Genomic DNA, 18177 nt, shown 5'->3' with positions numbered 1-18177 from the left:
TCGGAGGGATGAAAATATGAATAAAATTTTATTAGTTGATGATGACCGCGAGCTGACTTCCTTGCTCAAGGAACTTCTTGATATGGAAGGCTTTAACGTCCTTGTTGCCCATGATGGCGAACAGGCGTTATCGCTGATTGACGACAGCATCGACCTACTTTTACTCGACGTGATGATGCCGAAGAAAAACGGTATCGACACGCTGAAAGAATTGCGACAGACACACCAGACTCCCGTCATTATGTTAACCGCTCGCGGAAGCGAGTTGGATCGCGTGCTGGGCCTTGAGCTAGGCGCGGATGACTATCTGCCTAAACCGTTTAACGATCGCGAACTGGTCGCGCGTATTCGCGCTATTTTGCGCCGTTCACACTGGAGCGAACAGCAGCAAAGTAGCGATACCAGTTCACCTACCGTGGAAGTTGACGCGCTGAGCCTGAACCCTGGTCGTCAGGAAGCCAGCTTCGATGGTCAAACGCTTGAGCTGACCGGTACTGAATTTACCCTGCTCTATCTGCTGGCACAGCACCTGGGCCAGGTGGTTTCTCGTGAACACCTGAGTCAGGAAGTGCTGGGTAAACGCTTAACGCCGTTCGACCGTGCGATTGATATGCACATCTCTAACCTGCGTCGGAAACTGCCGGAACGCAAAGACGGTCATCCATGGTTTAAAACCCTGCGTGGTCGCGGCTATCTGATGGTCTCCGCTTCATGATAGGAAGTTTAACCGCTCGCATCTTCGCCATCTTCTGGCTAACGCTAGCGCTGGTGCTGATGCTGGTTTTGATGCTGCCAAAGCTCGACTCTCGTCAAATGACCGAGCTGCTCGATAGTGAGCAGCGTCAGGGTCTGATGATTGAACAACACGTTGAAGAAGAACTGGCCAACGATCCACCCAACGATTTGATGTGGTGGCGTCGGCTGTTCCGCGCAATTGATAAGTGGGCACCGCCGGGCCAGCGTTTATTGCTGGTGACTAGCGAAGGCCGCGTGATCGGCGCGGAACGCAACGAAATGCAGATCATTCGTAACTTTATCGGCCAGTCTGATAACTCCGATCATCCGCAGAAGAAGAAGTACGGTCGCGTTGAGTTGGTTGGGCCGTTCTCCATTCGTGACGGGGAAGATAACTACCAGTTATACCTGATCCGTCCGGCAAGCAGTTCACAGTCCGACTTTATCAACCTGCTGTTCGACCGGCCTTTACTGCTGCTTATCGTCACCATGCTGGTCAGCGCCCCGCTACTCTTGTGGCTGGCGTGGAGTCTGGCAAAACCGGCGCGTAAGCTGAAAAATGCCGCGGATGAAGTCGCTCAGGGCAACCTGCGCCAGCATCCTGAGCTTGAGGCCGGGCCACAGGAGTTCCTGGCCGCCGGTGCCAGCTTTAACCAGATGGTGATGGCGCTTGAGCGCATGATGACGTCGCAACAGCGACTGCTCTCCGACATCTCTCACGAACTGCGTACGCCGTTAACGCGTCTGCAGCTTGGCACGGCGTTGCTGCGCCGTCGCAGCGGCGAGAGTAAAGAGCTGGAGCGCATTGAAACCGAGGCGCAGCGTCTGGACAGCATGATCAACGACATGCTGGTAATGTCGCGTAATCAGCAGAAAAGCGCGCTGGTCAGCGAAACCCTGAAGGCTAATCTGCTGTGGGGCGACGTGCTGGACAACGCCGCGTTTGAAGCAGAACAGATGGGCAAGTCGTTCAGCGTCGATTATCCGCCGGGTCCGTGGCCGCTTTACGGTAACCCGAACGCGCTGGAAAGTGCGCTGGAGAATATCGTGCGCAACGCCCTGCGTTACTCGCACACCAAAATCGCCGTGAGCTTCTCGGTGGATAAAGACGGCGTCACCGTTCACGTGGACGACGACGGCCCAGGCGTAAGCCCGGAAGACCGCGAGCAGATTTTCCGTCCGTTCTATCGCACCGATGAGGCGCGTGACCGTGAATCTGGCGGGACGGGGCTGGGGCTGGCGATTGTGGAAAGCGCCATGCAGCAGCATCGCGGCTGGGTGAAGGCGGACGATAGCCCGCTCGGCGGGTTGCGGCTCACGCTGTGGCTACCGCTTTATAAGCGAACCTAAAAACCATCGGCCTGCTTATGCAGGCCGATTTTTTTAGCAATGTGCGTTTGACCGCCTGATGGGGCTACGCTTATCAGGCCTACAAGAACCGAATGTCACCCGGCCAAGTGAAGCGCCGCCGGGATCGGTGATAAAGCCCCAGTTCAGCCTAAACACTTCGCCCAAGCTACTTGCCCCACAATCTTCTGCTGCTATCTTCAATCTTGCCGCTCAGTCGACGCTTCTGCATGGTTCTGCTCCAGCTCACCGACAGCCCTGCAGCGCTCAGCAGGCGGTGATACTGGTCGTCATCAAACGGCATATGCCAGGCAATCGCGGCGGCGTCATACACAGAAACATCGCTCAGACGCGATACCAGTTCCAGCGGAGCGTCAGTAGAAACCTTACCCGGTGCAATCACCCGGTACAGCCAACCGACCTTGCCGCTGTTTTGCATCAACGATGCCATATCACTGATGGCAAAATGGAAATTGAGCTTAAAGCACGGAGAACGCGGCTGGGTGACCTGGATCAGCGTCTCACCCCACCGGTAAATATCACCGATAAAGACGTTGTGCTCGGTCATGCCTTCCGTCGACAGGTTTTCACCAAAGGCAGGGGCGCAAAACAGGGCAGCCTGTTCGGGGAAGTCACGAATCAGGTCAGCGTAATGTTCACGGGGGAACTGACACAGCGCACGGTCGGGGCCGCCGTGGATTTTTTTCTCGGCCTGTTCATCACCCAACAGTCCCAGCTCGGTGAGTTCCAGTTCGCCATCCATCTGGACCTTCGCGATGGCGCTTGGGCGACTGCCGTCATAGTCGCGGATTTTGCCAATAAACACATCAACCGGAAAATGCATCTGCTGCTCCTAAGGCGGATACAAAAAAAGCGAGTCATCAGACTCGCTTCTACAGACCGGCAATGCAAATTATTTTTTAGCGGCGAAACGCGCTGCTGCTTCGTCCCAGTTCACCACGTTCCAGAACTCTTTGATGTAGTCCGGGCGGCGGTTCTGGAATTTCAGGTAGTAAGCGTGTTCCCAAACGTCCAGGCCCACGATTGGGAAACCGGAAGCGCCGGAAACGGCTTCACCCATCAGCGGGGAGTCCTGGTTTGCGGTAGAAACCACAGCCAGTTTGTCGCCTTTCAGCACCAGCCACGCCCAGCCAGAGCCGAAGCGAGTTGCAGCTGCTTTTTCAAATTCAGCTTTGAAGTTATCAACGGAACCGAAATCACGCTCGATAGCCGCTTTCAGGTCACCCTGCAGGGTGGTGCCTTTTTTCAGGCCTTTCCAGAAGAAGCTGTGGTTAGCGTGGCCGCCAGCGTTGTTACGCAGAACGGTTTTCTTGTCAGCCGGCAGTTGGTCCAGTTTCGCGATCAGCTCTTCAGCAGACAGCGCAGCGAATTCCGGCAGGCTTTCCAGCGCTGCGTTAGCGTTGTTGACGTAGGCCTGGTGGTGTTTGCTGTGATGGATTTCCATCGTCTGTTTGTCGAAGTGCGGTTCCAGGGCATCGTACGCATAAGGCAGTGATGGCAGGGTATAGCTCATAATCATCTCCATTATTGTCGGGCGGCAAACCTGTAAACGCCGCGTAATCAGTTGGTTCATTATAGTTAATTAAATGATATTGAAAATGATTATCAATGCCGTAGTTTTTATAAGGTTATAACATTTTGTTATGTTCCTGATAACACGCGGCATTCAGGTTAATTGACGGGAATTCGGCTTTTTTGTCGCCACTGCCCTGGCGTCATCCCAATCTCGCGGTTAAAGACCACCGAAAAGTAGTTACTGTCCTCAAAGCCGCAGCGCATCGCCACTTCGCCAATCAGCAGTTCGGTGTGCTGAAGCAGATATTGCGCGTGGCAAATCCGCAGCTGCCGCAGGTAGTGGTTAACGGTCATGCCGGTCTGGCTGCGGAACTGCTGGCGCAGGGTGCGCTCGCTGCAGCCCTGCTGCTCGCAGAAAGTATCAAGCACGAAAGGACGGTTCAGGCTACCCGCCAGCACGGTCAGCAGCTTGTCGAGCAGCGCTTCGCTTTGCGTCGCCGCCTGGTTATCGGTGGCATAACGATAGCGCTTGAGGCAGACCACCAGCTGGGCAAACAGCAGTTCGGACATCTCATTAGCTAACGCATCGTCTTTTCGACTCTCCTGCTCCAGCTGAGTCATTATCTGCCGTGCCTGCGTCATACCGGTGCTGCCTATGCGCCAGTGCGGCGCCCAGTGAGAGCCGTGCAGCCCTGGAATATGGGCCACCCAATCAAGATTGAGCTTTAAGCGCTCGGGGCAGTAGATAATATTCTGTAAAACCAGATCGTTAACCGAGGCATAGGAGTGTTTGTCTTCCGCGCGGATATAAAACAGATCGCCGCGGGTGATGCGGTAAGGACGGTCGTTGAGGATATGTAAGCCGTTACCGCGCCAGACCAGCACCAGCTCGTTAAATTCGTGGGTATGCTCCGCAAAAACGTTTTGCGGATAGCGGTCCGCCACCGCCACGGCTTGCGTCGGATTGGCAAAAAAATCCGCTTTTCGAAGAATTAACTGGCCTGGCACGCTGGCACCTCACGACTAACAACTCTCTATTATTAGCCGTTTCGAGGCAAAAAACGGTGATTCCCTTCGCGTTACTGAAGCAGGGTGTCCCGCCCCTGGCGAATATCGCGCGGCGACCAGTTGAATTCACGGCGAAAAAGGGTCGAAAAGTGGTTACTGTCGCCAAAACCACAGCGATAGGCGATATCGGTAACGCTCTCATCGCTGTGGCGCAGCAGATGGCGCGCTTTAATCAGGCGCAGGCGGTTGAGATAGCGCTGCGGCGTCAGTCCAGTACAGTGCTTCAGCTGGCGGTGCAGCGTGCGCAGAGAGAGCGAGAATCGGTCCGCGACCCCTTCCCAGCACACCTCTTCGGCAAAGTGATCTTCCAGCCACGCCATTAGTTGATTCAGACGGGCATCGTTGTCCATCGCCCCTTGTTCCTGGCTGCCTTTACGCAGCAGCACCAGCAGCTGCATAAACAGAATTTCACGATTCGCCAGCGACATCATATCGGTGCTGTCATTCGCCTCTTCCATCTGTCCGACAATCGTTCTCACCTGCTGCAAGGTGCTCTGGTTTACGCGCCAATGGGAAGGATAGTGACCATCCTGCTCCTGCGGCAGCAGCTTATTAAGACCTGACAAGAACTGGAAAGCATCCGGCGCGCGGTACAGCACGTTGGTCAGACAGAGGTTTTCCGTGTGCTCATAGAGGTGCCGGTCGAAGTCACGGACGAAGCAAACCGTGCCGCCGCAAATGGTATGCGGCTGACCATTGAACACGTGAATACCCGTGCCATGTTCAACGATAACAATCTCATTAAAATCATGATGATGTTCAGGAAATGCCGCCTGAGGAAGTCGAGGTTCAATCGCCACGGGCAGCTTACCTGAAGAGAAGAAATCCACGCTGTGTAGTACGGTCATCGCGACCCCCGACAAATGAGAAATGTTATCAGGATAGTAATATCGGATGAGGGATCTGACCTTGACGTTTTGACAGCAAACCGCGCAAAGCCGGTCGTTTTTTCAAGAAACAGCCGGAAAGATCGGGAAATGCGGTCAGCATCACACCCCCTCATCGGCTGAATTTGTGAACTCTCTCACGTTCATCTTTGCTTTCTTGCCAGCGCCGAATTTCGCCTGTCAGTAACGAGAAGGTTGTGGCATTGCGCTTTTTCTAGACTGAGCAGCAATGACTCATAGAAGGACTCTTGCCATGACTTTTCGCCATTGTGTGGCCGTCGATTTAGGCGCCTCCAGCGGACGCGTAATGCTGGCACGCTTTGATAGCGCGCAGCGTTCGCTTTCACTGCGCGAAATCCACCGCTTCGCCAATAACCTGCATAAGCGCGATGGTTTTGACACCTGGGATATCGACGCGCTGGAAGCCGAAATCCGTATCGGCCTCAACAAAGTGTGCGACGAAGGCATTCTGATCGACAGCATCGGCATCGATACCTGGGGCGTGGACTACGTCCTGCTGGACCAGCGCGGGCAGCGTGTCGGCCTGCCGGTGGCCTACCGCGATAGCCGCACCGATGGCGTGATGGCAATGGCGATGGAACAGCTGGGTAAAGGTGAGATCTACCGCCGCAGCGGTATTCAGTTTCTGCCGTTCAATACGCTCTATCAGCTGCGCGCGCTGGTTGAACAGCAGCCGGAGCTGGTGAGCCAGGCCGCTCACGCCCTGCTGATCCCGGACTACCTCAGCTTCCGCCTGACCGGCAAGATGAACTGGGAATACACCAACGCCACCACCACGCAGCTGGTCAATATTGATAGTGATAACTGGGATGAGGATCTGCTGAACTGGACCGGCGCACCGTCGTCCTGGTTTGGTACGCCGACGCATCCCGGCAATGTGATAGGCCACTGGGTCTGTCCGCAGGGCAATGATATTCCTGTGGTTGCCGTTGCCAGCCACGACACCGCTAGCGCCGTCATTGCTTCACCGCTGGCTGACCGCGATGCCGCTTATCTCTCTTCTGGCACCTGGTCGCTGATGGGCTTTGAGAGCAAAACGCCGTACACCAGCGAACAGGCGCAACGCGCCAACATCACCAACGAAGGCGGCGCGGAAGGGCGCTACCGGGTGCTGAAAAATATCATGGGCCTGTGGCTGCTGCAGCGAGTGCTGAAAGAGCAGAACATCGGCAGCCTGCCCGATCTGATTGCCGGGGCGGAGAAGCTACCAGCCTGCCGCTACCTGATTAACCCGAACGATGATCGCTTCATCAACCCGGAAAATATGAGCGCCGAGATTCAGGCTGCCTGCCGCGAAGCCGCGCAACCCGTTCCCCATACCCCTGCCGAGCTGGCGCGCTGCATCTTCGACAGCCTGGCGCTGCTGTATGCCGACGTGCTCAATGAGTTGGCACAGCTGCGCGGCAAACCGTTCAGCCAGCTGCATATCGTTGGCGGCGGTTGCCAGAACCAGATGCTGAACCAGCTGTGCGCCGATGCCTGCGGCATCACGGTAGTCGCTGGCCCGATTGAGGCCTCAACCCTCGGCAACATTGGCATCCAATTAATGACGCTGGACGAACTCACCAACGTCGACGATTTCCGCAAGGTGGTGACCGGTAACTACGGCCTCACCACGTTTACCCCGAATTCAGACCATGAAATTGCCCGCTACGTTGCGCAGTTTCAGCAACAACGACAGACAAAGGAGCTTTGCGCATGACCACTCAACTAGAACAAGCCTGGGAACTCGCGAAACAGCGCTATTCCGCTGTGGGTATTGATGTCGAAGAGGCGTTACGCCAGTTGGACCGCTTACCGGTATCCATGCACTGCTGGCAGGGCGATGACGTCGCGGGTTTTGAAAATCCAGAAGGCAGCTTGACGGGTGGTATTCAGGCGACCGGTAACTATCCGGGCAAAGCGCGTAACGCCACCGAGCTGCGCGCCGACCTGGAGCAGGCGCTGAGCCTGATTCCTGGGCCAAAGCGTCTGAACCTGCACGCTATCTATCTGGAGTCTGACACCCCGGTGGCGCGCGACGAGATTAAACCTGAGCACTTCAAAAACTGGGTTGAGTGGGCGAAAAAACACAAGCTGGGTCTCGATTTTAACCCGTCCTGCTTCTCACATCCGCTGAGCGCCGACGGCTTTACGCTGTCTCACGCCGACCCGAAAATTCGCCAGTTCTGGATTGACCACTGCAAGGCCAGCCGCCGCGTTTCCGCCTGGTTTGGCGAACAGCTGGGAACGCCTTCGGTAATGAACATCTGGATCCCGGACGGCATGAAAGACGTGACCGTTGACCGTTTAGCGCCGCGCCAGCGTCTGGCCGCCGCGCTGGATGAAGTCATCAGCGAAAAACTGGACCCGGCGCATCACATCGATGCCGTTGAGAGCAAGCTGTTCGGCATTGGTGCTGAGAGCTACACCGTGGGCTCCAACGAGTTCTATATGGGCTACGCCACCAGCCGTCAGACCGCACTGTGCCTGGATGCCGGTCACTTCCACCCAACGGAAGTTATCTCCGACAAAATCTCCGCCGCCATGCTGTACGTGCCGCGCCTGCTGCTGCATGTGAGCCGCCCGGTACGTTGGGACAGCGACCATGTTGTGCTGCTGGACGACGAAACCCAGGCCATCGCGAGTGAAATTATCCGCCACGACCTGTTTGACCGCGTGCACATCGGCCTCGATTTCTTCGACGCCTCTATCAACCGCATCGCGGCATGGGTTATCGGTACCCGCAACATGAAGAAAGCCCTGCTGCGCGCGCTGCTGGAACCAACCGAACAGCTGCGTCAGCTGGAAGTTGACGGTGACTACACCGCGCGTCTGGCGCTGCTGGAAGAGCAGAAGTGCCTGCCGTGGCAGGCGGTATGGGAAATGTACTGCCAGCGCAACGATACACCAGCGGGCAGCCAGTGGCTGGAGAACGTGCGCAGCTACGAGAAAGAGATTCTGAACAAGCGTGGGTGATTGACCCTCACCCCGACCCTCTCCCTGAAAGGGAGAGGGAGAAAACCGAACCGTTCCCTCGCCCCTTAGGGGAGAGGGCTAGGGTGAGGGGAAACACCTCACCGAGACAACAGGACACAAAGACTATGCAGACCATTACCGATTCCTGGTTCGTCCAGGGCATGATTAAAGCCACCTCTGACGCCTGGTTAAAAGGCTGGGACGAGCGCAACGGCGGCAACCTGACGCTGCGTCTGGACGATGCGGATATCGCGCCTTTCACCGCCGATTTCCACGCCAAACCGCGCTATATCGCCCTGAGCCAGCCGATGCCGATGCTGGCGAACACGCCGTTTATCGTCACCGGCTCCGGTAAATTCTTCCGCAACGTCCAGCTCGACCCAGCCGCCAACCTCGGCGTGGTGAAGGTCGATAGCGACGGTGCGGGCTACCATATTTTGTGGGGGCTGACTCACGAAGCCGTACCAACCTCCGAACTGCCAGCGCATTTCCTGTCACACTGCGAACGTATCAAACTGACCGGTGGTAAAGACCGCGTCATCATGCACTGCCACGCGACTAACCTGATCGCGCTGACCTACGTACTGGAAAACGACACCGCGCTGATTACCCGCAAACTGTGGGAAGGCAGCACCGAGTGTCTGGTGGTCTTCCCGGACGGCGTCGGCATTCTGCCGTGGATGGTGCCGGGTACTGATGAAATCGGCCAGGCGACCGCCGTCGAAATGCAGCAGCACTCTCTGGTGCTGTGGCCGTTCCACGGCGTCTTCGGCAGCGGCCCAACGCTCGACGAAGCCTTTGGTCTGATCGATACCGCTGAAAAATCCGCAGAAGTGCTGGTGAAGGTGTACTCGATGGGCGGTATGAAGCAGACCATCACCCAGCAAGAACTGATTGCTCTCGGCCAGCGCTTTGGCGTCACCCCGATGGCCAGTGCATTAAATCTGTACAAGTAAGAACATCGCATAACCCCTGCGGGCAACGATCCGCAGGGGAAACTCTGTTACCTGCAAACCAACTAACTCAAAACCGTGGAGTACAAGCAATGAAAATAAAAGCAAGCTTCATCCTCACCGTTGCCGCCCTGGCGTTGTCCGGTTCCGCTTTAGCTGAAGTGAAAATTGCCCTTGTGGCCAAGTCATTAGGCAATGGCTTCTTCGAAGCCGCGAACGTTGGCGCACAGGAGGCGGCCAAAGAGTTAGGCGATGTTAAAGTCATTTATACCGGCCCGACCACCACCACGGCTGAAGCGCAGATCGAAGTGCTCAACGGGTTGATCGCCCAGGGCGTCGATGCGATCGCTATTTCCGCCAACGATCCCGATGCGGTGGTGCCGGTGCTGAAAAAAGCCATGCAGCGCGGCATTAAGGTCGTGTCATGGGATTCCGGCGTTGCTGCCGGTGGCCGTCAGATTCACCTGAACCCTTCTAATAACCAGCTGATTGGCGAAACCAACGTGAAGCTCGCCGCCGATGCGCTGAAAGCGCTGAACGTAGAGAAAGGCGACGTCGCCATTCTGAGCGCCACCCCCACCTCTACCAACCAGAACATCTGGATTGGCGAGATGAAAAAGGTGCTGCCGAACTATCCGTCCATCAACCTGGTGACCGTGGCCTACGGCGACGACCTGTCGGATAAGAGCTACCGCGAAGCGGTTGGGCTGCTGAAGTCTTACCCGGATCTGAAAGTGATTGTCTCCCCCTCCTCTGTCGGTATCGTAGCGGCGGCGCAGGCGGTGAAGGATCAGGGAAAAATCGGCAAGGTTTACGTCACCGGGCTGGGGCTGCCGTCTGAAATGGCCGGCGCGATTAAGTCTGGCGCGAGCAAAAGCTTCGCCATCTGGAACCCGATCGATCTGGGCTATGCTGCCACCTATCTCGCTGATGACCTGGTAAAAGGCACGGCAACCAAAACCGAAGCCAGCATGGGCAAGCTGGGCAAAGTGAAGCTCGATGCTGACGGCAACGGCGCGATGTCCGAGCCGTTCGTCTACGATGCCAGCAATATTGATAAGTTCTCAAAAATCTTCTGATGCGTTTTGTAGGGCGGGTAAGCGATAGCGCCACCCGCCGTTTTGCCGGATGACGCTATCGCTTATCCGGCCTACAACCCCAATGATGGAGACTTATCATGGCTACACCTTTGCTGCAGCTTAAGGGGATCACCAAAGTGTTCCCCGGCGTGCGCGCACTTGAAAACGTGCAGCTCGATCTTTGGCCCGGCAAGGTCACCGCATTAATCGGTGAAAACGGCGCGGGCAAATCCACACTGGTCAAAGTGATGACCGGCATCTATCAGCCCGAAGAGGGCGAGATTCTCTACAAAGCCATTCCGATTACCCTGCCCACACCGGACTCCGCGCACCGGGTGGGGATCACTGCTATTCATCAGGAAACCGTACTGTTCGACGAGCTCTCGGTCACCGAAAATATTTTTGTCGGTCAGTACCTCTATAAAGGCTGGCTGAAAAAGCTCGACTGGCCTGTAATGCACCAGAAAGCGCGGGAAATACTCACCCGCCTCGATGTGCAGATTGACCCACGCGCCACCCTAAAAACCCTCAGCATTGCCCAGCGCCACATGGTGGCCATTGCGCGTGCGCTGTCGTTTGAGGCGCAGGTGGTTATCCTCGATGAACCCACCGCCGCCCTCTCCCAGCACGAGATTCTGGAGTTTTATCAAATCGTTGAACGCTTGAAGCAGGAAGGCAAAGCCATTCTGTTTATCTCGCACAAGTTTGATGAAATTTTTGAGCTGGCCGATCACTACACCATTTTGCGCGACGGCGTGTACGTGGGCTCCGGCGCAATCAATGAGATAACCGAAGAGCGGATGGTCGCCATGATGGTGGGCCGCGCGATCACGCAAACCTACCCGAAAGTGGCGTGCGAAAAAGGCAGCGTGGTGCTGGAGGTCAAAGACCTTTGCCACCCGACCGAATTTGCCCATATCGATTTCACCCTGCGTAAAGGGGAAATTCTCGGTTTCTATGGTCTGGTCGGCGCCGGGCGCACCGAGCTGATGCAAGCGCTTTCCGGCGTATCACATCCCTCCTCCGGCGAGATTGTCCTCAACGGCAAGGCGGTGCATTTTCGCCAGCCAGCCGATGCCATCAACGCCGGGATCGTCTGCGTGCCGGAAGAGCGGCAGAAACAGGGGGCGATTATTGAACTGCCGATTGCCCAGAACATCAGCCTGCCGCAGCTTAGCAAACTCAACCCGCGCGGTGTGCTCAACGACGCCCGCGAATGGCAACTGGCCGATGAATACGCGCGCCGCCTGCAGGTGAAAGCCTTTAGCTGGCGGCAGCCGGTAGAGACGCTCTCCGGCGGTAACCAGCAGAAGGTGGTGATCGGCAAATGGCTGGCAACCCATCCTGACGTGATCATTCTTGATGAACCCACCAAGGGTATCGATATCGGCTCAAAAGCCGCGGTGCATCAGTTTATGTCCGAGCTGGTTGCTCAAGGGCTGGCGGTGATTATGGTCTCATCAGAGCTGCCGGAAGTGATGGGCATGGCCGACCGTATCATCGTGATGCATGAAGGGCTGATGGTCGCGGAATATCAGGCCGGTGAAGCCACCGCAGAAACCATCGTCAGCGCCGCCAGCGGCGCGGGGAAGGAGGCAGCATAAATGTGGCAATCCTTATTTAAACACCGCGAAGCGCTGCTCGCCGCAGTGATCATTTTGATGATCGTCGCCATCGGCAGCCGCGTGCCGTCGTTCGTTTCGCCGGGCAACCTGGTGGAGATGTTCAACGATACCGCCATCTTAATCATCCTCGCGCTGGGGCAGATGATGGTGCTGCTGACCAAAGGCATCGACCTGTCGATGGCCGCCAACCTGGCGCTCACCGGGATGATCGTGGCGCTGCTTAATTTCCACTACCCCGCCGTGCCGGTCTGGGCGTTGCTGCTGCTGGCAACCGCGCTGGGGCTGGTGATGGGGATGATTAACGGCCTGCTGGTCTGGAAGCTCGGGATCCCGGCGATTGTGGTGACGCTTGGCACCATGAGCATCTACCGCGGCATTATCTTTCTGCTCTCCGACGGCGGCTGGGTTAACTCGCACCAGATGAGCGCCGACTTCCTCGGCCTGCCGCGCACCTCGCTGCTGGGCCTGCCGGTATTGAGCTGGTTTGCCGTCGCCGCGCTGCTGCTGGTTGGCTACTTCCTACGCTTTAGCCGTACCGGGCGCGCGCTGTACACCGCCGGGGGCAACGCCACCGCCGCCTACTACACCGGGATCAACGCCGGGAAAATGCAGTTCGTCAGCTTCTGCCTCTCCGGCGCGCTGGCCGGATTCTGCGGCTACTTGTGGATCTCTCGCTTCGCCGTAGCCTACGTTGACGTGGCGAACGGCTTTGAGCTGCAGGTTGTCGCAGCCTGCGTCATCGGTGGTATCAGCACCATGGGCGGCACCGGACGCGTCGTCGGTTGCCTGTGCGGCGCGCTGTTCCTCGGCATCATCAACAACGCCCTGCCGGTGATCGGCATTTCGCCGTTCTGGCAGATGGCCATTTCCGGCGCGGTCATTGTGATTGCCGTCCTGCTGAACGAACGCGGCAATAAACGTAAAGGACGACTGATCCTGCGCGATGCCGCGCTGGCCCGACAGAAACAGGCGGTGCGCTCATGAGCAAAATAATGATGCCGGACGAGATTAAAACCGAAGTCGCCGCGCCGTCGTTCTTCCAGCGACTGCTGTGCTGGGAAGGCTTTTTACTGGCGGTAACGCTGCTGGTGTTTGTCGGCAACGCGCTGGCTTCACCCTACTTCCTCAACATCTGGAACCTGTCGGACGCCACCTTCAACTTCACCGAGAAGGCGATCATCGTGCTGCCGATGGCGATGCTGATTATCGCCAGGGAGATTGATCTGTCGGTGGCATCGACCATTGCCCTGAGTTCCACGCTGATGGGCTTCTGCGCCGCGGCGGGAGTCGATACGCCGCTGCTGGTCTGCGTTGGGCTGGGAGTCGGCCTGCTGTGCGGGCTGTTTAACGGCCTGCTGGTGACCCGCTTTAACCTCTCGTCGATCGTTATCACCATCGGCACGATGAGCCTGTATCGCGGCATTACCTACATTCTGCTCGGTGACCAGGCGCTGAATAAATACCCGGAGAGCTTCGCCTGGTTCGGCCAGGGCTACGTATGGGGCGCGCTGTCGTTTGAGTTCGCGCTGTTTATCGTGCTCGCAGCAGCCTTTGCCTTCCTGCTGCACAAAACCAACTTTGGTCGCCGCACCTACGCCATCGGCAATAACCCCACCGGCGCATGGTATTCGGGGATTAACGTCAAGCGTCACAACCTGCTGCTGTTCGCACTGGTAGGGTTGATGTCTGGCCTGGCGGCGGTACTGCTGACCTCGCGCCTCGGCAGTACTCGCCCAACGATTGCGATGGGCTGGGAGCTGGCGGTAGTCACCATGGCGGTGCTCGGCGGCGTCAACATTCTTGGCGGCTCGGGCAGCATGGTCGGCGTGATTATCGCCGCCTTCCTGATGGGGCTGGTCACCTTCGGGCTCAGCCTGCTTAACGTCCCCGGCATCGTGATGTCCATCATCATCGGCGCAATGCTGATTGTGGTGATTTCACTGCCGATTATCGCCCGCCGGGTGATGCAGCGACGACGCATTTAAATTTTCCCCTCACCCCACTGGATGAGGGGAACCCAGGATTTCATAAGTTAGGTATTTAAGGAGAAACACCATGAGCTTTATGTTAGCACTGCCAAAAATCAGCCTGCACGGTGCAGGCGCCATTGGGGATATGGTCAACCTGGTTGCCGGTAAACAATGGGGCAAAGCGCTGATCGTCACCGACGGTCAACTGGTGAAAATGGGCCTGCTGGATAGTCTGTTCGCCGCGTTGGACGCGCATAAAATGTCTTATCACCTGTTCGACGAGGTTTTCCCGAACCCGACGGAAGAACTGGTGCAACAAGGCTACGCGGCCTACCAGGCTAATCAGTGTGACTACATTATTGCCTTCGGCGGCGGCAGTCCGATTGATACAGCAAAGGCGATTAAAATCCTGACCGCTAACCCGGCCCCATCCACCGCATACTCCGGCGTGGGCAAAGTGCTGAACGCTGGCGTGCATCTGGTGGCCATCAACACCACTGCCGGTACCGCAGCGGAGATGACCAGCAACGCGGTCATTATCGACACCACGCGCCAGGTCAAAGAGGTGATTATCGACTCGAACATCATCCCGGATATCGCCGTGGACGATGCCAGCGTGATGCTCGATATTCCGGCCTCCGTCACCGCCGCCACCGGTATGGATGCACTGACCCACGCGGTAGAAGCCTATGTTTCCGTCGGCGCACACCCGTTAACCGATGCCAACGCGCTCGAAGCAATTCGCCTTATCACCCTGTGGCTACCGAAAGCCGTGGACGATGGTCATAACCTGGAAGCCCGCGAGCAGATGGCGTTTGGTCAGTATCTGGCAGGCATGGCGTTTAACAGCGCCGGCCTGGGGTTAGTCCACGCGCTGGCGCACCAACCGGGGGCCACGCACAACCTGCCGCACGGCGTGTGCAACGCCATCCTGCTGCCGATTATCGAGAACTTTAACCGCCCGAACGCCGTGGCGCGCTTTGCCCGCGTGGCGCAGGCGATGGGCGTGGACACCCGCAGCATGAGCGACGAAGCGGCGAGCATGGAGGCGATCAACGCCATCCGCAAGCTGAGTGCGCGCGTGGGCATTCCAGAGGGGTTCAGCAAGCTCGGCGTGACCAAAGCCGATATCGAAGGCTGGCTGGATAAAGCGCTGGCCGACCCGTGCGCACCTTGTAACCCGCGTACCGCCAGCCGCGATGAAGTGCGTGAGCTGTACCTGGAGGCATTATGATCCGCAAAGCCTTTGTGATGCAGGTGAACGCCAACGCACACGAAGAGTACCAGCGCCGCCACAGCCCAATCTGGCCGGAGCTGGAAGCGGTGCTAAAAGCGCACGGCGCACACCATTACGCCATTTATCTCGATAAAGCACGTAACCTGCTGTTCGCCACCGTGGAGATTGAGTCCGAAGAGCGCTGGAACGCGGTGGCGAACACCGACGTTTGCCAGCGTTGGTGGAAGCACATGACCGACGTGATGCCGTCCAACCCGGATAACAGCCCGGTTAGCGCCGAGTTGAAGGAAGTGTTTTACCTGGAATAAGCACCCGGTAGCCCGGCCGGGCTACCGAAAGAAGGCCTCCGTTTACGGAGGCCTTCGTTTTTTTAGAAGAAGTATTTAAAGCGAACGCGTGCGCCGTAGCGATCGTCAGAACCATCGCCGTTGTGATTGTCGCCATCGCTGTTCAGGATGGAGTAATAAGTCCCGAGATAGATATTAAAGTTCTTCATATCCAGCACGTTAGCGAACTGGTAGGACGCATGGATGGTATGAATATCGTAGGTCCCTTCATCGTTTATCCAGCAGTCATCGTCACACACCACGCCGGCATAATCATCAATCTTGTTATGCGCGTAGATGTAGCCCAATTCGAAGCCTTTCCACAGCACGTTTGTCGCTGCGGTAAAGTCTTGTTCATTGTTCGCATCCAGGTAGGCCGTGTTCAGATTAATCACCACGCCATTATCAGGATCGGCCTTCTGTCCATTCCACGTCATGGTCATACCGTAACCGGTGCGATCGGACTGATCGACCAAACGACCATTCTTGTCGTAATAGCCGTACGCATTGTTAACAACGTTGCTTTCCATCGCCGCCGACACCGTAAACTCATCCGTGGGCGACCAGGCGATGACCGGGCGCAGATAGGCCACGTTCTTCTGCTGCTCCAGGCTACGACCATGGTAATCGCCATCATTGTAGAGCGCGGTACCATCTTCCAGCAGGGTGTTTAATTCAAAATACCAGTTGTCTATCTGCTTGCTCACCAGGAAGTTGCCGCCGGAGTCAGAACGACCGCGACCTTCTTTCATCATATAGATATAACCGCTGCCGTCATCATAGAGGTCGTTAGCAGTATTGCCGGAGTGCTCAACAAACGTATCCTGATTTAATGGGAACATATCATAGGCTTCAAAACGGCCCACTTTAATTTTCCAGTCATCCTCTTTACCAAAGAAGAACACCGCATCATCAATATTCACCGTCCCGGAAAGATCGCCCAACGGCTGCGCCGAGAAACCGGCAAAATAGCCGTTGTTCAGCTTACGCATACCGTCGAATCCCAGCAAAATACGCCCGTTGACGTCCCATTTTTCATTGCTTGGATCGCTACCATAATTCGGGTTGGTCATGGCGAGTAAGCCATGCTTACTTTCCGCATCCATATTAAATTCTACGTCGCCGTAAATTTTCAGATCGCCGTAGCCAGAAAGAATGAGATTGGGTTTATTGGCGTTGATGTGAGTCTCTTCGGCCGAAGCCTGACCATTCACCGGCGTATTGCCCTGCGCAGCCTTAATCTCTTTAATTTCATCAGCCTGCTGAACGCGCAGCGTTTCAACCTGCTGTTCTGCTTTTGCAGCGCGATTCTCTGCCGCTTCCAGACGTGATTCTAACTGCGCCAGCCTTTGCTCTAACGTCATGCTCGTTGTTTTCGCAAAACCGGTATTGGCCACCAGCAATAATCCTATTGCCAGCGAGAGCGTCGATTTCTTCATTATTTGCTTTCCTTGAAATAAAGAATTTCCCGAAAAATCAAAATACGATTTCCGGTATTTTTATAACGACCATGAATGTGTTTTTATTATTCATTTGTCGGTAGAAATCGCCAGTTACGTACGGACATATTTCATAACAAGCACCAAAGACACTAGCTAATATATTTTAGCTGGTAAACATCCCTGATTCTAAGATCGTGAGCGAGATAACACGGTGGAGAAAGAAAAGAGAAGGGTGAGTAATATATATAATTAGAGATTATTACAGCGAATAAACAATAAAATTATAATATTAGTTATGGAATATAAATATAAAAACACGCGCAGTAATTGATATATCACTGCGCGTCTCTACGATCAGTTCTGCTCGGCGACCAGAATCGCCAGCGTATCTGGCTCCAGTGCTTTAAAAAGGTGCGGTTCGTCGGCGGGATAACAGATGTAATCACCGGCATTCAGCTCTTCCGGCGCGGCGGTCAGGCCAACCAGCGCTCGCCCCTGCGTCACAATAATATGTTCGATAGAACCCGGTGGGTGCGGATGCGAAATACGGTCTGCGCCCGGCTGCGTGGTCAGCAGATAGATATCGCGGCGCGCCCCCGGCGGGCAGGTAGCAAGCAGCGTAGCCTGATAGTTGGCCTGCTCGGCAATGACCTTCGTTCCCTCCCCCCGACGAATCACCTGGGTTTTATTGGGTTGCGGCTCAAGCAGGCGAGCAAAAGGAATGTCCAGCGCGACGCAGAGCGCCCATAGGGTTTCCAGGCTAGGATTACCGTTCCCGGCCTCAAGCTGGGAAAGCGTCGATTTGGCAATACCGGCGCGACGCGCGATTTCGGCCAGAGACAATCCGGTCCTCGCTCGCTCACGCACCAGGCTTTTGGCAATCACGCTGATTGGCTGTGTCATACACAACTCCATCGTTTTATATATCGAACGAAACGTTCATCTTGAACTACCACACTGATTCGTTCATTATAATGGATATATCGTTCGATA

General features: G+C 56.1%; 17 protein-coding genes. 11 read left to right on the top strand and 6 right to left on the bottom strand.

Annotation, left to right across the window (positions count from 1 at the left end; genetic code table 11):
* Nucleotides 1–16 precede the first annotated feature (16 nt).
* A complete protein-coding gene (gene cpxR / locus V6940_RS20755; protein ID WP_185668816.1) occupies nucleotides 17–715 on the top strand; it encodes an envelope stress response regulator transcription factor CpxR in 699 nt (232 codons plus the stop codon).
* Nucleotides 712–2085 carry an envelope stress sensor histidine kinase CpxA gene (gene cpxA / locus V6940_RS20750; RefSeq protein WP_333497153.1) on the top strand — a complete coding sequence of 458 codons (1374 nt, stop codon included), beginning with the start codon at nucleotides 712–714 and terminating at the stop codon, nucleotides 2083–2085. The genes cpxR and cpxA overlap by 4 nt, the downstream gene beginning before the upstream one ends.
* Before the next feature lie 166 nt (nucleotides 2086–2251).
* Here cpxA and yiiM read toward each other — a convergent pair whose 3' ends face one another.
* From yiiM to rhaS (V6940_RS20730), 4 genes are all read right to left on the bottom strand, one after another.
* Nucleotides 2252–2926: a 6-hydroxyaminopurine reductase gene (gene yiiM, locus V6940_RS20745; protein ID WP_333497152.1), complete on the bottom strand. Its 675-nt coding sequence runs from the start codon at nucleotides 2924–2926 to the stop codon at nucleotides 2252–2254.
* Between the two features lie 69 nt (nucleotides 2927–2995).
* Nucleotides 2996–3616 (bottom strand): superoxide dismutase [Mn], encoded by a 621-nt coding sequence (sodA, locus tag V6940_RS20740; protein WP_035892347.1) that lies wholly within the window; start codon nucleotides 3614–3616, stop codon nucleotides 2996–2998.
* Nucleotides 3617–3774: 158 nt separating this feature from the next.
* Nucleotides 3775–4626: an HTH-type transcriptional activator RhaR gene (rhaR, locus tag V6940_RS20735; RefSeq protein WP_333497151.1), complete on the bottom strand. Its 852-nt coding sequence runs from the start codon at nucleotides 4624–4626 to the stop codon at nucleotides 3775–3777.
* Between the two features lie 71 nt (nucleotides 4627–4697).
* Nucleotides 4698–5534 (bottom strand): HTH-type transcriptional activator RhaS, encoded by an 837-nt coding sequence (gene rhaS / locus V6940_RS20730; RefSeq protein WP_333497150.1) that lies wholly within the window; start codon nucleotides 5532–5534, stop codon nucleotides 4698–4700.
* Between the two features lie 292 nt (nucleotides 5535–5826).
* On the opposite strand from rhaS (V6940_RS20730), the gene rhaB reads away from it, so the two are divergent.
* The 9 genes from rhaB (at nucleotide 5827) to rhaM (ending at nucleotide 15724) form a co-directional block, all read left to right on the top strand.
* Nucleotides 5827–7296 (top strand): rhamnulokinase, encoded by a 1470-nt coding sequence (gene rhaB, locus V6940_RS20725; protein WP_333497149.1) that lies wholly within the window; start codon nucleotides 5827–5829, stop codon nucleotides 7294–7296.
* Nucleotides 7293–8552, top strand: a complete 1260-nt coding sequence (gene rhaA, locus V6940_RS20720; RefSeq protein WP_333497148.1) for an L-rhamnose isomerase — start codon at nucleotides 7293–7295, stop codon at nucleotides 8550–8552. The genes rhaB and rhaA overlap by 4 nt, the downstream gene beginning before the upstream one ends.
* A gap of 125 nt (nucleotides 8553–8677) precedes the next feature.
* Entirely contained in the window at nucleotides 8678–9508 is an 831-nt protein-coding gene (gene rhaD, locus V6940_RS20715; protein ID WP_333497147.1) for a rhamnulose-1-phosphate aldolase, read from the top strand.
* An 89-nt stretch (nucleotides 9509–9597) separates the two neighbouring features.
* Nucleotides 9598–10584: a rhamnose ABC transporter substrate-binding protein gene (rhaS, locus tag V6940_RS20710; RefSeq protein ID WP_035892339.1), complete on the top strand. Its 987-nt coding sequence runs from the start codon at nucleotides 9598–9600 to the stop codon at nucleotides 10582–10584.
* A 98-nt stretch (nucleotides 10585–10682) separates the two neighbouring features.
* The gene (locus tag V6940_RS20705) at nucleotides 10683–12188 is read left to right on the top strand and encodes a sugar ABC transporter ATP-binding protein (RefSeq protein WP_333497146.1); all 1506 of its coding nucleotides are present in this window, start codon (nucleotides 10683–10685) and stop codon (nucleotides 12186–12188) included.
* The gene (locus V6940_RS20700; RefSeq protein ID WP_333497145.1) at nucleotides 12189–13193 is read left to right on the top strand and encodes an ABC transporter permease; all 1005 of its coding nucleotides are present in this window, start codon (nucleotides 12189–12191) and stop codon (nucleotides 13191–13193) included.
* Nucleotides 13190–14194, top strand: coding sequence for an ABC transporter permease (locus tag V6940_RS20695; RefSeq protein ID WP_333497144.1), 1005 nt, complete (start codon nucleotides 13190–13192; stop codon nucleotides 14192–14194). Before V6940_RS20700 ends, V6940_RS20695 begins: the two co-directional genes overlap by 4 nt.
* Nucleotides 14195–14264: 70 nt before the next feature.
* On the top strand, nucleotides 14265–15413 hold the full coding sequence (gene fucO, locus V6940_RS20690) for a lactaldehyde reductase (protein ID WP_333497143.1): 1149 nt from the start codon (nucleotides 14265–14267) through the stop codon (nucleotides 15411–15413).
* Complete coding sequence (gene rhaM, locus V6940_RS20685; RefSeq protein ID WP_333497142.1) at nucleotides 15410–15724, top strand: L-rhamnose mutarotase; 315 nt, start codon at nucleotides 15410–15412, stop codon at nucleotides 15722–15724. Before fucO ends, rhaM begins: the two co-directional genes overlap by 4 nt.
* Before the next feature lie 62 nt (nucleotides 15725–15786).
* On the opposite strand, the gene V6940_RS20680 is transcribed toward rhaM, so the two are convergent.
* Together V6940_RS20680 and V6940_RS20675 are read right to left on the bottom strand one after the other, a co-directional pair.
* Complete coding sequence (locus V6940_RS20680) at nucleotides 15787–17181, bottom strand: carbohydrate porin (RefSeq protein ID WP_333497141.1); 1395 nt, start codon at nucleotides 17179–17181, stop codon at nucleotides 15787–15789.
* 357 nt (nucleotides 17182–17538) lie between these two features.
* The gene (locus V6940_RS20675) at nucleotides 17539–18087 is read right to left on the bottom strand and encodes a helix-turn-helix domain-containing protein (protein WP_185668830.1); all 549 of its coding nucleotides are present in this window, start codon (nucleotides 18085–18087) and stop codon (nucleotides 17539–17541) included.
* Between the last annotated feature and the right edge of the window lie 90 nt (nucleotides 18088–18177).

The sequence above is a fragment of the Kluyvera sp. CHPC 1.251 genome (assembly GCF_036759945.1).
In the GTDB taxonomy this organism is placed as follows: domain Bacteria; phylum Pseudomonadota; class Gammaproteobacteria; order Enterobacterales; family Enterobacteriaceae; genus Kluyvera; species Kluyvera sichuanensis.
The sequence above is the reverse complement of the archived record's forward strand: the minus strand, read 5'-3'. Positions and strand labels throughout refer to the sequence as shown.

Bases quoted from the DNA above. Each gene is read 5' to 3' on its own strand.
- cpxR (WP_185668816.1), top strand. From the start codon at position 17: ATGAATAAAATTTTATTAGTTGATGATGACCGCGAGCTGACTTCCTTG.
- cpxA (WP_333497153.1), top strand. From the start codon at position 712: ATGATAGGAAGTTTAACCGCTCGCATCTTCGCCATCTTCTGGCTAACG.
- yiiM (WP_333497152.1), bottom strand. From the start codon at position 2,926: ATGCATTTTCCGGTTGATGTGTTTATTGGCAAAATCCGCGACTATGAC.
- sodA (WP_035892347.1), bottom strand. From the start codon at position 3,616: ATGAGCTATACCCTGCCATCACTGCCTTATGCGTACGATGCCCTGGAA.
- rhaS (WP_333497150.1), bottom strand. From the start codon at position 5,534: ATGACCGTACTACACAGCGTGGATTTCTTCTCTTCAGGTAAGCTGCCC.
- rhaB (WP_333497149.1), top strand. From the start codon at position 5,827: ATGACTTTTCGCCATTGTGTGGCCGTCGATTTAGGCGCCTCCAGCGGA.
- rhaA (WP_333497148.1), top strand. From the start codon at position 7,293: ATGACCACTCAACTAGAACAAGCCTGGGAACTCGCGAAACAGCGCTAT.
- rhaD (WP_333497147.1), top strand. From the start codon at position 8,678: ATGCAGACCATTACCGATTCCTGGTTCGTCCAGGGCATGATTAAAGCC.
- rhaS (WP_035892339.1), top strand. From the start codon at position 9,598: ATGAAAATAAAAGCAAGCTTCATCCTCACCGTTGCCGCCCTGGCGTTG.
- V6940_RS20705 (WP_333497146.1), top strand. From the start codon at position 10,683: ATGGCTACACCTTTGCTGCAGCTTAAGGGGATCACCAAAGTGTTCCCC.
- V6940_RS20700 (WP_333497145.1), top strand. From the start codon at position 12,189: ATGTGGCAATCCTTATTTAAACACCGCGAAGCGCTGCTCGCCGCAGTG.
- V6940_RS20695 (WP_333497144.1), top strand. From the start codon at position 13,190: ATGAGCAAAATAATGATGCCGGACGAGATTAAAACCGAAGTCGCCGCG.
- fucO (WP_333497143.1), top strand. From the start codon at position 14,265: ATGAGCTTTATGTTAGCACTGCCAAAAATCAGCCTGCACGGTGCAGGC.
- rhaM (WP_333497142.1), top strand. From the start codon at position 15,410: ATGATCCGCAAAGCCTTTGTGATGCAGGTGAACGCCAACGCACACGAA.
- V6940_RS20680 (WP_333497141.1), bottom strand. From the start codon at position 17,181: ATGAAGAAATCGACGCTCTCGCTGGCAATAGGATTATTGCTGGTGGCC.
- V6940_RS20675 (WP_185668830.1), bottom strand. From the start codon at position 18,087: ATGACACAGCCAATCAGCGTGATTGCCAAAAGCCTGGTGCGTGAGCGA.